This is a genomic window from Pelomonas aquatica, from assembly GCF_026712205.1.
GTDB lineage: Bacteria > Pseudomonadota > Gammaproteobacteria > Burkholderiales > Burkholderiaceae_C > Pelomonas > Pelomonas aquatica.
In genome coordinates this window covers 48,005-59,695 of the sequence record NZ_JAPPUW010000027.1, presented here as the reverse complement: position 1 = coordinate 59,695, position 11,691 = coordinate 48,005, and the positions used below count along the sequence as shown (strand labels likewise).

The following is an 11,691-nucleotide window of genomic DNA, read 5'->3' as shown; positions in this document are numbered from 1 at the left end:
GGCTCACCGCCGCGGCCCGAAACTCGGCCGTGTACTTCCGATTGGGTCCTGTCTTCATAAGACCTCCACAAGGTCAAAAATAGCAGACCTCGTGGCGTCCGTTTTTCGGGGGCCAGTTCATTGCGGTGAAACGCGGCGATGGGTGGGAGCGGCAAGTACGAGTTCGGCATCGAGCCACTGGAGACTGCCACAGCGCCTGCGGATGGGCGAAATTTTTGAGGCATCCGCTGTACATCAAAACGGCCAAAACTCGAAAAATTTAGGCGCAATTTCTTATGTGCAGCAATCGTTTACGAGAATTTTTGCGTTTGTGGGGCATCCGCGAAAATAGCCTATTTGCTCAAGCCGCTGAAGGCCGAGCGCCTGGCGGCCTGCGTGGCCCGGCTGCGCGAGCCCCCCGCGGCGGGCGATGGCGCGCTGGCCGAGACGCTCAGGCGGCTGCTGCCGGGCGTCGGGGCGGCGGCCCCGGCGCGGCTGCGCTACATCCGGGCGGCCCAGGGCGAGCTGATGCACCAGATCCCCATCGACGACGTGCTGTTCTTCCACGCCGACGACAAATACACCGTCGTGCAGACGGCGACGCAGGAGCACCTGATCCGCACGCCCATCTTCGAGCTCGTCGGCCAGCTCGACCCCGACCGCTTCTGGCAGGTCCACCGCTCCACCGTCATCAACCTCGACCACCTCGCCGGCACGCGCCGCGACGAGCAGAGCCGGCTGTTCGTGCGCGTCCGCGGCCCGCAGGGCGTGTTGCCGCGCGAGCTGCCGGTCAGCCGCGCCTACGTGCATCTGTTCAAGGCCATGTAGGTGCGCCGGGGGCATGTCCGAAAACTGCCATTCCCTGGCAGGAGCGCCGCCTAGACTGGCCTCATGTGGACCGAAACCCTGCCCCCCGAAGCCGCCTACGCCGCACTGCAGGCCCGTGACGCGCGCTTCGACGGCCGGCTCTTCGTCGGCGTCACGTCGACCGGCATCTACTGCCGCCCCGTCTGCCGCGTCCGCCTGCCGCGGCGCGAGAACTGCCGCTTCTTCACGACGGCGGCCCAGGCCGAGGCCGAGCGCTTCCGCCCCTGCATGAAGTGCCGGCCCGAGCTGGCGCCGCGCGCGCTGCCGTGGACGACGATGGACGCCTCGCGCACGCTGGCCCAGCAGGCCGCCGCCTGGCTGGACGGCTGCGACGACGCCGAGGCGAGCGTCGAAGACCTGGCCCGTCATCTCGGCATCACGAGCCGCCATCTGCGCCGCATCTTCCAGGCCGAGCATGGCGTGTCGCCGCTGCAATACCTGCAGACGCGCCGCCTCTTGCTCGCCAAGGCCCTGCTGACCGACAGCGCGCTGCCCGTGCAGGACGTGGCCTTCGCGGCCGGCTTCGCGAGCCTGCGCCGCTTCAACGCGGCCTTCGTCGAGCACTACCGCCTGCAGCCCACGGCCCTGCGCCGCGAGGGCGGCGGCGCGGCGCCCGCACCCCGGCTGAGATTGGTCTACCGCCAGCCCTACGACGTCGACGGCGTGCTCGCCTTCCTGGCGCCGCGCGCCGTCGCCGGCGTCGAGCGCGTGGCGGACGAGGGCGTCACACGCTCGCTCGCGCTCGTGCATGCCGGCCAGCGCCACGCGGGCTGGCTGCGCGTGGGCTTCGACAGGCCGGGCGAGGTCGGCGTTGAGCTGTCGCCCGCGCTGTGGCCCGCCGTCGGCTCGTTGCTGCCGCTGCTGCGGCGCTGGCTGGACCTGGATGCCGACCCCTCGGCCATCGCCGCGGCGCTGGGCGAGGGCGGCGTGCCGGGCCAGCGCCTGCCGGGCTGCCTGGACCGCTTCGAACTGGCGGTGCGGGCCGTGCTGGGCCAGCAGGTCAGCGTGGCCGCCGCGCGCACGCTGGCCGGCCGCTTCGTCGAGCGCTGCGGCGAAGCACTCGACGATGCGCCAGAAGGCTGCGGCCGGCTCTTCCCGACGCCCGGGCGCATCGCCGCCGCGACGCGCGACGACATCGCCTCCCTCGGCATCATCGGCCGGCGTGCCGACAGCCTCATCGCGCTGGCGCAGGCCTGGCCCACGCTGGCCTTTGCCCGCCGCGAGGGCACGCCCGAGGCCGCGGCCGAAGAACTCACGGCCATCCCCGGCATCGGGCCCTGGACGGCCGGCTACATGCTGATGCGCGGCTGGAGCTGGCCCGACAGCTTTCCGCCCGGCGACGTGATCCTGCGCAAGGCCCTGAGTGCCCAAGTCGGCGGCGACGGACCGCTGCTGTCGCCCAAGGCCTATCTCGACGCCGCCGAGCGCTACCGGCCCTTCCGCAGCTACGCCGTCCTGCATCTCTGGAGACACGCATGAACACGCATCACCTGATCCTGCAACGCCGCATCGCGACGCCCCTCGGGCCGCTGACGGCCGCCCGCAGCACCGCCGGCCTGTCGGGCCTGTGGTTCGACGGCCAGAAGCACCACCCCGGCCCGCTGGACGTGCCCGAGGACGACGGCAGCGACGCCGTGCTGTCGGCCACCGCGGTCGCGCTGGCCGCCTATTTCGCCGGCCGGCCGTTCACGCTGCCGCCGCTGGACCCGGCCGGCACGGCCTTCCAGCGCGAGGTCTGGCAGGCCCTGCTCGCCATCGCGCCCGGCGCGTCGGACAGCTATGGCCATCTGGCCGAGCGCCTGGGCCGTTCGAGCGCCGCGCGCGCTCTGGGCGCCGCCGTGGGCCGCAACCCGATCTCCATCCTGATTCCCTGCCACCGCGTCGTCGGCGCGGACGGCTCGCTGACCGGCTATGCCGGCGGCCTGGACCGCAAGAAGGCCCTGCTCAGCCTTGAAGGTGCCGCGGCATGAAGACATTCGACATCGGCGAGCTCGTGCTGCTCGCGGCGCTCTGGGGCGCGTCCTTCCTGTTCATGCGCCTGGGCGCGCACGAGTTCGGGCCCGTCGCGCTCGCGGCCGTGCGCGTCGGCCTGGCCAGCCTGATGCTGATCCCGCTGCTGGCCTCGCGCGGCCAACTGGCCGAACTGCGCACGCACTGGAAGGGCCTGCTGCTGGTCGGCGCGCTCAACAGCGCCATCCCGTTCGCGCTGTTCTCCTTCGCGGCCCTGTCCATCACGGCCGGGCTGTCGAGCATCGTCAACGCGACGACGCCGCTGTGGACGGCCGTCGTCGCCTTCGTCTGGCTGGGCCAGCGGCTCACGCCGCTGCGCGTGCTGGGCCTCGTCATCGGCTTTGCCGGCGTGGCCTTCCTGGCCTGGGACAAGGCCAGCTTCAAGCCCGGCGCCGACCACAGCGGCCTGCTCGCCGTGCTGGCCTGCGCGGCGGCGACGCTGTGCTACGGCCTCGCGGCCAATGCGACGAAGCGCTATCTGACCGGCGCGTCGCCGCTGGCCGTCGCGACCGGCAGCCAGTTCGCCGCGGCGCTGCTGCTGGCCCTGCCGGCCGCCTGGCTGTGGCCCGCGGCCATGCCGGGCGGCGTGGCCTGGGGCAGCGTGCTCGGGCTGGCCGCGCTGTGCACGGCGCTGGCCTACATCCTCTACTTCCGGCTGATGGCGCGCGTCGGGCCGACGAATGCGGTGTCGGTGACCTTCCTGATCCCGCTGTTCGCCATCCTGTGGGGGGCGCTCTTCCTGCAGGAGACCGTCACCGCGCAGATGGTCGCCGGCGGCGCCATCGTGCTGGTGGGCATCGCGCTGGCGCTGGGCCTGGTCGGCCGGCGCGGCTGAGTTCTATTTGGGACGGGGCTCCGACGAGCTGCCGTCCAGCCGGATCACCCGCCGCGAGCGGCTCTCCGTGTCGTCCAGCGACTCGCTGACGAGGCGGTTGTGCTGCTCCCAGTCCTCGGCGCTGCGGATGATGCTGGGCTTGATGAGGACGACGAGCTCGCGCTTGTGGCCGACGTTGGCGCGGTTGCCGAACAGCATGGAGGTCAGCGGGTTGCTGTCGGCGCCGGGCAGGCCCGAGCCGCGGCGCGTGGCCTCCATCTGCATCAGGCCGCCGATGGCGACGATGTGGCCGTCGGGGATGCGCACGACGGTGTCGGTCTCGTTGATGCTGGCGCTGGCCAGCGGCAGGCGGAAGCTGCCAACCGAGCCCAGGTCGACCTGCTTGACTTTCTCGCTGACGTTGGACACCGAGGGGTGGATGTGCAGCGTGATGGTGTCGGCCGCGTCGATCTGCGGCGTCACGTCCAGCGCGACGCCGCTGAAGAAGGGCGTCAGCGTCAGCGTCGGGATCTGGTTGACGGTGCCGGTCGTGCCGCTCGTGCTCGTGCCGCTCGACGAGTTGCTGCCGCTGATGCCGGTGATGAAGTAGTCGTCGGTGCCGACCTTGAGCACGGCCTTCTGGTTGTTCAGCGTCGCGATGCGCGGGCTGGACAGGATCTGCGTGTCGCCGTGGCTCTCGAGGAAGCTCAGCAGCGCCTGGAAGCCGCCGCGCGACAGCGCGAGGCCGAACGTGCCGCCGCCGGCCGAGGGCAGGGGGATGAGGTCGGGCCAGGCGGGCTGTTGCGTGCCGGTGGACAGCGTCGGCAGGCCGCGCGTGTTGCTGACCAGCGGGTTGATGATGGAGCCGACGCCGCTCGGGATGGACGGGTTGACGCTGGTCTGGCCGATGGCGCCGTGGTCGCCGACGCGCGACCAGTCGATGCCGCTCTGGTAGCCCTCGCGCAGCTCGACCTCGACGATCTTGGCCTCCAGCATGACCTGGCGCTCGACGGCGATGCGCGTCGCCTTCAGCCAGGCCTCGACATGGCGCAGCTCGTCGGGCATGGCGCGCACGGCGACGGTGCCGGTCTGCGGGCTGGTGATGACGGTGCGGCCGTCGGCATTGCCGACCAGGGCCTTCAGCGCGGCGGCCGTCTCGCCCCAGAAGTCGTTCGCGACCTTGGTGCTGAGATGGCTGCTTTCCTGCTGCAGCACGGTGTTCGTGCCGCCGCCCGGCGTCGGCGCCGAGCCGGCGCCGGTGCTGCCGGCATTGCTGTTCTGGCTGCCGACCGGCGCGGCGCCCGAGCTGATGCGCACCTCGCTGCGCCCGCTGCGCTGCAGGGCCAGCGCATTGATCGTGAAGACGCGGGTCTGCAGCGTGGGCGGGAAGACGGTCACGCGGCGGCCGTCGACGGCATAGTCGAAGCCATAGACCTCGCGGATCGCGTCCAGCGCCTCGCGCAGCGTGACGCCCTTGAGCGTGACCGACAGCTGGCCCGACACGGCCGGGTGGACCAGCATGCTGTAGCGCGTGTCGCTGACGAGGGACAGGAAGACGTCGCGCGCATTGGCGCCGTTGACGATGAGGTCGAAGCGCGGCTCGGGCGGCAGGGCGGGTGCGGGCGGCGGCACGGGGCGGGCCTCGGCCACCTGGGCGGCGGGGGGAGATGCGGCTGACGCCGGCGCCGCGGCGCGCTGGGCCTGCAGTTCCTCGCGCAGGGCCTGGCTGGGCTGGGCCACGGTCAGGGGCTTGTCGGCGCAACCCGCGAGCAGCGCGGCGGCCGCGCTGAGCAGCAGGAGGCGGGGGACGGGGGCCTTCATGGCTTCTCCTTGGAATTCTTGGTGCCCGAGGCGGCCTGGGCCGGCGCGGTCGGCGGCGGGCGTTTCTCGACGCCGCCGTAGAGGGGCTCGCGGCGCAGCCGGCCGGACTCGCGCAGCCAGACGGCCTGCTCGGTGACGCGTTCGATGCGGGCACCGTCGAGCTGCTCGCCGACGCCGTAGCGGCGCCCGCGCACGACGACATAGCCGCGGCCGTTGCTGAACACGACCTGGCGGATCGCGTTGTCGGGCGCCTCTGCGCCGCCGGCCGAAGCCGCCTGGGCCGCGGCCACCGCGCTGCGCAGCGCCGGCGGCCAGGCCATGGGGTCGCGTGCGGGCTCGTCGGCGGCGCGGGCCGGCAGGGCCGGCAGCAGCAGGAGCAGCGGCAGCAGGGTTCTCATGGCTGCACCTTCAGCAGAAAGAGCTGGGCGACGAGGCGCGGCGCCTCGCCGGGCGCGCCGGCCGCCAGGCGGATCTCGCCCCAGCGCAGGCCGGGCAGCTCCTGTTCGAGGGCCTGCAGATAGTGTTGCAGCTCGCGGTAGCCGCCCTGGACCTGCAACTCCACGCCCTGCCGGCTCATGCCGGGCAGGGCGGCGGGCGAGGGGCGGGCCGTGGCGGGGGCGTCGTCCAGCAGCCGGAGCCGCTCCAGCGCGAGGCCGGGCTGCCGGGCCAGCAGGCGCTGCAGCACGGCCGACAGCGCTTCGGCATCGTGCAGCGAGACGCTCCCCTTGCGCAGTTCGACGTCCAGGCGCTGGCGCTCGGCCTGGGCGGCGTCCAGGCGCTGGCGCAGGCCGGTCGCGGCGTCGGCACCGACGGCGCGGCTGGCGGCGACGAACTGCTCGCGCAGCTGGCCCAGCTCGGCGGACTGCCGGGCCTGGACGTCGTTGCGCAGGCTGGCACGGGCGGACAGCGGCGCGAGCACGAGGGTGTCGAAGGCGGCGGCCAGCACCGCGACGATGCTCAGGAACAGGATGGCCCGCTCGCGCAGGCTCAATGCGTCGATGCGCCTGGCCCGGCGTTCCCAGCCGGCCTGCAGCGGCCCGAGGCTGCGGCGCAGCAGGGCCATGTCGATGGGCATGCCGGCCTTCATCGCGAGCCTCCCGAAGCGGCGCTGGCCGGCGCGGGGGGCGCGCTGACGACGCGGAAGGCCCACACGGGCAGCCCGCCGCTGGCCGGCGCCGGGCCGCCGCGCGCCAGCAGCGCCGCAGCGCCGTCTTCGCCGCCCGGCGCGCCGGGCCTTTCGACGCGCAGCGCGGCCAGGCTCTGCCCGGCCAGCGCCGGGTGGGCGGCCAGTTGGGCCAGCCAGGGGCGCAGCACGGCCGTGTCCAGCGTGCCGCCGACCAGCTCCAGCCGGCCGGGTGCATAGCGCAGCTCGTTGAGCCAGGCGGCCTCGGGCAGGCTGCGCGCGACCAGCGCGAGCAGCAGGGAGTTGCGGCCCGCGCCGCCGCCTTCGGCGCCCAGGGCCTGCAGCAGCAGTCGGCGCTCGTCGTTGCCGGCCTCGACGGCCTGCAGCTGCTGTTGCAGCGCCGCAGGGTCGGGCGGCGCGGGCAGGCCGGCGCGGGCGACGACGAGGGACTGCTTCTCGGCGGCGAACTGCGCCAGCAGCGCCTGGTGCCGGGCTTCGGCGCGGCGGTCCTGCCACTGCAGCCCCAGCGCCGCGACGAGGCCCGCGAGCAGCATCAGGCCGCTGGCCTGCAGCAGCGTCAGTGCCGAGAAGACGCGCCGGGGCGCCAGCAGGATGGGTGTGAGCAGGTTGATTTGCTGGGCGGCCATCAGAGCTCCCGCGTCTCGGTGCGCAGGGCTGCGCCCAGCAGCGGCAGGCAGGCGGCCAGGGCCTGGCGGGCGTCGCCCTCCGGAGCGGCGGCGCCGGCGGCGAAGGCGGCCAGCGCGTCCAGCGCGACGGTGCGCTGGCCCAGCTCGCGCTGGATCAGCGCGGCGACCTCCGCGCCGTGCTCGGCCGTGACGACGTAGAGCCGCGCCAGCGGCAGGTCGGGCCAGCTGCGCTCCCAGACGTCGATGGAGCGCTGCAGCTCGACGACCAGGGGCGACTCCCGGGCGCCGCCGGCGTCGAAGGCGCTGCCGGGCTGGTACTCGAAGCCCAGCGGCAGTTCGGCGGCGGCCGCGTCGGCCTGCTCGCCGCGGGCGCGGGCCAGCAGGCCGGCATCGCCCTCGAGGCGGCGCGTGTAGAACAGCTCGTCGCCGGCGCAGACGACGAGCAGGCAGTGGCGCTCGTCGAGCAGCACCGCCGCACAGGCGCGCGCGGCGAGCTCGTCGGCACGGGCCTGGCGCGCAAGCAGATTGCGCAGCGCCGTCTCCCAGATGTCGACGATGGCGACGTTGTCGCTCAGCGCCGCGGCGGCGCCGGTCAGCGCCTTGATCGCGCTGTTGCGCGCTGCGACGACGAAGAGCTGGCGCTGCGCGCGCTCGACGTCGCCGCCGACGTGCATGACGTCCAGCGTCAGCTCGGCGATGTCGGCGTCCACCATCTCCTTGATCTGCCAGCGCGCGGCGGACTTGAGCTCCTCCTGCGGCACATTGGGCGTGTCGACCTTCAGGATCTGGTAGTCGGCCGGGTCGAGCAGCGCGATCGCGTCGCCGGCGGGGACGGGTCTTGCCTCCGCCAGCAGGCCCCAGCGCAGCAGGCGCACGGGTTCGTCGCCCGGCGGGCCGTCGGTCAGCACGAAGGCGTGCTGCTCGCCGAGGCGGCGCAGCAGCAGGCGCTGGCCGCTGCGGCGCGGGGACCAGGGCCAGCGCATCAATAGTTCTCCCTCTGGAACACGATGCCGTTGCTGCCGCGGTAGAGGCCCCAGGTCGCGCGCGCGCTCGGGTCGCGGCTGCCGCCGCACCAGGCGCCGCGCAGGCCGGTGAGGTTGGCACCCGTCGACGCGGCGATGGCAGGCGTCCAGCCGCTGATGGCCTTCAGGCAGGAGGCGTCGGCCGGGTTGGCGCCGGCGCCGAGCGCGGCGGCGATGTCCATGCTGCCCAGGTGGCCGCTGGCCGGGGCCTTCAGCGTGAGGGCGCCGCGGCCCGATGCGAGCGTCACGGGGCTGGTCACCAGCGCGGTGTCGCCGTTGTCCAGGTTCTTGCGGTAGTTGCCGAAGCTCAGGTTGGCGGCAGCGATGGCGGTGCAGGAATCCAAGGTGTTGGTGGTGAAGGCGCCGAGGGTGCTGTCCCAGTATTCGGCGGCCAGCGGCAAGGTCAGCGTCCGGTTGGCGGCGCTCATGCCATTTTGCAGCCGCAGCCGGCCCTGCCGCAGCAGGATTTGCCCGATCAAAGCGTGGTCGTTGCCGGGGACGGACGGATTGGTGTCGAGGTTGAGGCTGGCGGCCGTCAGCGCGACGCCGTCGGCATCCGTCGGTGCGATGCCGAAGGACGTGTTGAAGGGGCCGCTCGGGCTGGCGCCGGCTGCGACCGTGCCGACGAGCACGACGCCCGCGGCGGGGTTGCCGCTCGCGTCCTTCGTGCTGGCAACACCTGACGCCCATTTCTCCAGCTTCTGCGTGCCGCTGCCGAGCGTGGCGCCCAGTTGCGGCGACACGAACTGTGTGCCGCCGCTGACGCCGGCGAGCTGATAGCTTGCGGCGGCCGTCAGGTCGAGCTTGGCGAAGCCCAGGCCGTCGTCGTAGTTCTGCGTCGCCGTGCCCTGGGCGTTCACGGCCGTCAGCGTGAACCTGAGCTGGAAGGGTTCGCCGAAATAGGTGAAAGCCGACGGCGAGGCGCAACTGAGCTGGCTGCGCTGCACCGGCGCCTGGTAGGCGACCGTGAAGCCGGCCGGCGTGAAGCGGCCGATGTTGGCCGTGGCCGTGCCCGCGACGTTGCCGCTGCCGAGGTAGTTGCCGTCGCTGGTCGACGGCGTGAGCTGGATGATGCCGACCTCGGCATAGGCCAGGTTGCTGACGTTGGCGACGCCGGCGCTGAACTGGCTGCCGGCGATGCTGCCGTTGGTCAGCGTCGGAGGATTGGTGCCGCCGGCGGGCTGGACGAGGGACGGCGTCAGCAGCACGCCCTCGGCGGGGCTTTCCTGGCCGAAGTTGGGCGTGGCGGCGCCGCCCGATGTGACGGCCGTGATGCGCGCGCCGAAGGCGGCACCGGCCGCCATGAAGGCGGCGCCCGATGCATTCGCGGCGGAAGGATTGGCCGTGAACGGGCTGGCGGCATTGGCGATGTTGGTGACCGTGAAGTTGGCCGGGCGCGTGACGAAGCTGCCGCTGTTGCCGCTGACGAGGTCGCCGTTGACGGTGCGGTTGAAATAGAGCGTGGTCTGGCCGACGTCGGCGAAGTTGAACGTGAACGGCGCATTGCCATTGGCGTCGAAGACCATCGGCACGGCGGTGTAGCTCAGCGTGGCGCCGGCGTTGTTGCGCTGGATGGGCGTCGCCGCGCTGCCGGTGACGGTCATCAGGTTGCTGGCGCTGCAGTTCGACGGGTTGTTGCACTGGTAGGCCCAGTCCACCGTGTTGGCGCCGCTGAGCGCGGGCTCGCAGGCCTGGGTGCTGGTGCCGCTGCGCACGGCGCGCAGGACATAGGTGCCGGAGCTGGTGCCGGCCGTCTGCGCCGGCAGCGCCGTGATCGCGCCCCCGGCGCTGGCCGCGACGATGAAGCCGGCGCGGTTGAAGGTCGTGGAGCAGCTGTTGGACGCGAAGCAGGCGCTGCCGTTGGGGCAGCATTGCCGCGGGTTGGCGGCGACCGTGCTCTCGGCGCTGAGGCTGAGGGTCGCGGTGCTGCCGTCGGCGCCGCCGGGCATGCTGAGCGTCGTCGTCGCCACGCCGCCGCTGAAGTTCAGCACGCTGCTGCCCAGCGCGCCCGCGCTGGTCGTCAGCACGGCCGTGCCGTTGGCCGTGGGCTCGGCGCTGCAGGTGGCGGCGTTGGTGGAGCAGGCCTTGACGGTCACCGTCGTCGGCATGCAGGTCAGGCTGTTGGTCGGCAGCGACAGTTCGTAGTGATCGGGGCCAGAGGCGCTTGATCCGCTGCGCAGCGCCACCAGGGCGCCCAGGCTGACCAGCGTCGGGTTGCCTGTGGAGAGCTTGTCGCCCGATGCGCCGGCGCCGGCCTGGGCGACATCGGAGACGCCAAGGCTCAATCCGTTGGGACCGGCCCCGGTAGCGATGTTGACCACCTGGGTCATGCCGCCGGGGTCGACGATGCCGCTGTTGCCGTTCCGGGTCGTGTGGAAACTGACTACGAGGGTGTTGACCGTGCTCGTCGTGACGGACGGCGCCGTGTAGGTGGACGAGGCGGCGTTGGCCTGCGAGCCGCTCGCGTCGATCGGTGTCGTTGCGTCCACGCCGCGGAAAGCCAGGGTTGCGGCGGCGGTGCGGCCGCTGGACCCCAATGTCCAGCTGTAGCTGGAGGGCTCTGAAGCCGAGGCCAGCTTGCGGTAGATCGCCAGGCCGATCGAGCTGCCATCGTCCTGGCTGCGTACCAGCACCCAGCCGCTGGGCACGCTGACCATGTTCTGATCCAGCGGCAGGTTGCCGCTGCGCTGTACAAGGATGGCCAACATCAAGTCGCCGGCAGCCAACGCGGCGGGCCTGGCCAGCGAGACCGAGTTCGTCGGCGACGATGACGCCTGGGTGCTGGCGCCGACATAGCTTGGCGTCGCGTGACTCAGCGCCGCAGCCAGCAGCAGGCCAATCGTCGACGTGCCGCGTAGCAGCCCGAGGATGCCGAGCCGGTTCATCGCGACACCGTCCGTTCCAGTTGCCGCTCTGTGTAGGTGGGCTCTGCCGTGCCGCCGTTGGGGCAGACGCCGCCGCTGGCCAGGTTGCAGGCGGTCGCGACGAGTTGGTAGAAGGCCAGCGTCTGTGCGCCGTCGGCCACGGTGCCGGAGGAAGGTGTTCGCGTGCAGCTGACGGTGACGGTGAAGTCGGACAGCTTGTCGGGCGGCACGATGCTCTTTGTCGCGAAGCATGCCGGCTGGCCCGAGGCGCTGAGGATCTGATAGCTGCCCCATTCGAGGCCGGCCAGCGCGGCCTGGTAGGCCTTGGCGGCCGCCAGCTCGCCGGCCGAGCCGAGCTGCTGGCGCTGGCTCAGCGAGGCCAGGCCGACACCCAGCGCGGCCAGGGCCACCAGAATGAAGAGCATGGACATCATCGTGAAGCCGCGGGTGCGCATGTCAGCGGTGCACGGCCGCCCCAAGCCGTTGACGCGCCCCAAGGGCCGCAACGAGGCCCCAGCGGTGCCTTGGGGGCAGTGAGCAGCGC

At 72.5% G+C, this 11,691-nt stretch carries 11 protein-coding genes; 4 read left to right on the top strand and 7 right to left on the bottom strand.

Annotated features, from left to right (window positions below; translation table 11 throughout):
- Positions 1–336: 336 nt before the first annotated feature.
- From NYP07_RS21370 to NYP07_RS21355, 4 genes are all read left to right on the top strand, one after another.
- Entirely contained in the window at positions 337–807 is a 471-nt protein-coding gene (locus NYP07_RS21370; protein ID WP_268153773.1) for a LytR/AlgR family response regulator transcription factor, read from the top strand.
- A 63-nt stretch (positions 808–870) separates the two neighbouring features.
- Entirely contained in the window at positions 871–2,325 is a 1,455-nt protein-coding gene (locus NYP07_RS21365) for a DNA-3-methyladenine glycosylase 2 family protein (protein ID WP_268153772.1), read from the top strand.
- Positions 2,322–2,816 carry a methylated-DNA--[protein]-cysteine S-methyltransferase gene (locus tag NYP07_RS21360; RefSeq protein ID WP_268153771.1) on the top strand — a complete coding sequence of 165 codons (495 nt, stop codon included), beginning with the start codon at positions 2,322–2,324 and terminating at the stop codon, positions 2,814–2,816. Before NYP07_RS21365 ends, NYP07_RS21360 begins: the two co-directional genes overlap by 4 nt.
- On the top strand, positions 2,813–3,691 hold the full coding sequence (locus NYP07_RS21355; protein ID WP_268153770.1) for a DMT family transporter: 879 nt from the start codon (positions 2,813–2,815) through the stop codon (positions 3,689–3,691). The genes NYP07_RS21360 and NYP07_RS21355 overlap by 4 nt, the downstream gene beginning before the upstream one ends.
- Before the next feature lie 3 nt (positions 3,692–3,694).
- Here NYP07_RS21355 and NYP07_RS21350 read toward each other — a convergent pair whose 3' ends face one another.
- Genes NYP07_RS21350 through NYP07_RS21320 form a run of 7 tightly spaced genes read right to left on the bottom strand, consistent with a single transcriptional unit; the run spans position 3,695 to position 11,572 of the window.
- Positions 3,695–5,491, bottom strand: a complete 1,797-nt coding sequence (locus NYP07_RS21350) for a pilus (MSHA type) biogenesis protein MshL (protein ID WP_268153769.1) — start codon at positions 5,489–5,491, stop codon at positions 3,695–3,697.
- The gene (locus NYP07_RS21345) at positions 5,488–5,889 is read right to left on the bottom strand and encodes a hypothetical protein (protein WP_268153768.1); all 402 of its coding nucleotides are present in this window, start codon (positions 5,887–5,889) and stop codon (positions 5,488–5,490) included. Before NYP07_RS21345 ends, NYP07_RS21350 begins: the two co-directional genes overlap by 4 nt.
- Positions 5,886–6,578 (bottom strand): hypothetical protein, encoded by a 693-nt coding sequence (locus NYP07_RS21340; RefSeq protein WP_268153767.1) that lies wholly within the window; start codon positions 6,576–6,578, stop codon positions 5,886–5,888. The genes NYP07_RS21345 and NYP07_RS21340 overlap by 4 nt, the downstream gene beginning before the upstream one ends.
- On the bottom strand, positions 6,575–7,261 hold the full coding sequence (locus NYP07_RS21335) for a hypothetical protein (protein ID WP_268153766.1): 687 nt from the start codon (positions 7,259–7,261) through the stop codon (positions 6,575–6,577). The genes NYP07_RS21340 and NYP07_RS21335 overlap by 4 nt, the downstream gene beginning before the upstream one ends.
- Entirely contained in the window at positions 7,261–8,244 is a 984-nt protein-coding gene (locus tag NYP07_RS21330; protein ID WP_268153765.1) for a hypothetical protein, read from the bottom strand. The genes NYP07_RS21335 and NYP07_RS21330 overlap by 1 nt, the downstream gene beginning before the upstream one ends.
- Positions 8,244–11,168, bottom strand: coding sequence for a DUF6701 domain-containing protein (locus tag NYP07_RS21325; protein ID WP_268153764.1), 2,925 nt, complete (start codon positions 11,166–11,168; stop codon positions 8,244–8,246). Before NYP07_RS21325 ends, NYP07_RS21330 begins: the two co-directional genes overlap by 1 nt.
- Entirely contained in the window at positions 11,165–11,572 is a 408-nt protein-coding gene (locus tag NYP07_RS21320; RefSeq protein WP_268153763.1) for an agglutinin biogenesis protein MshP, read from the bottom strand. The genes NYP07_RS21325 and NYP07_RS21320 overlap by 4 nt, the downstream gene beginning before the upstream one ends.
- Positions 11,573–11,691: the final 119 nt, after the last annotated feature.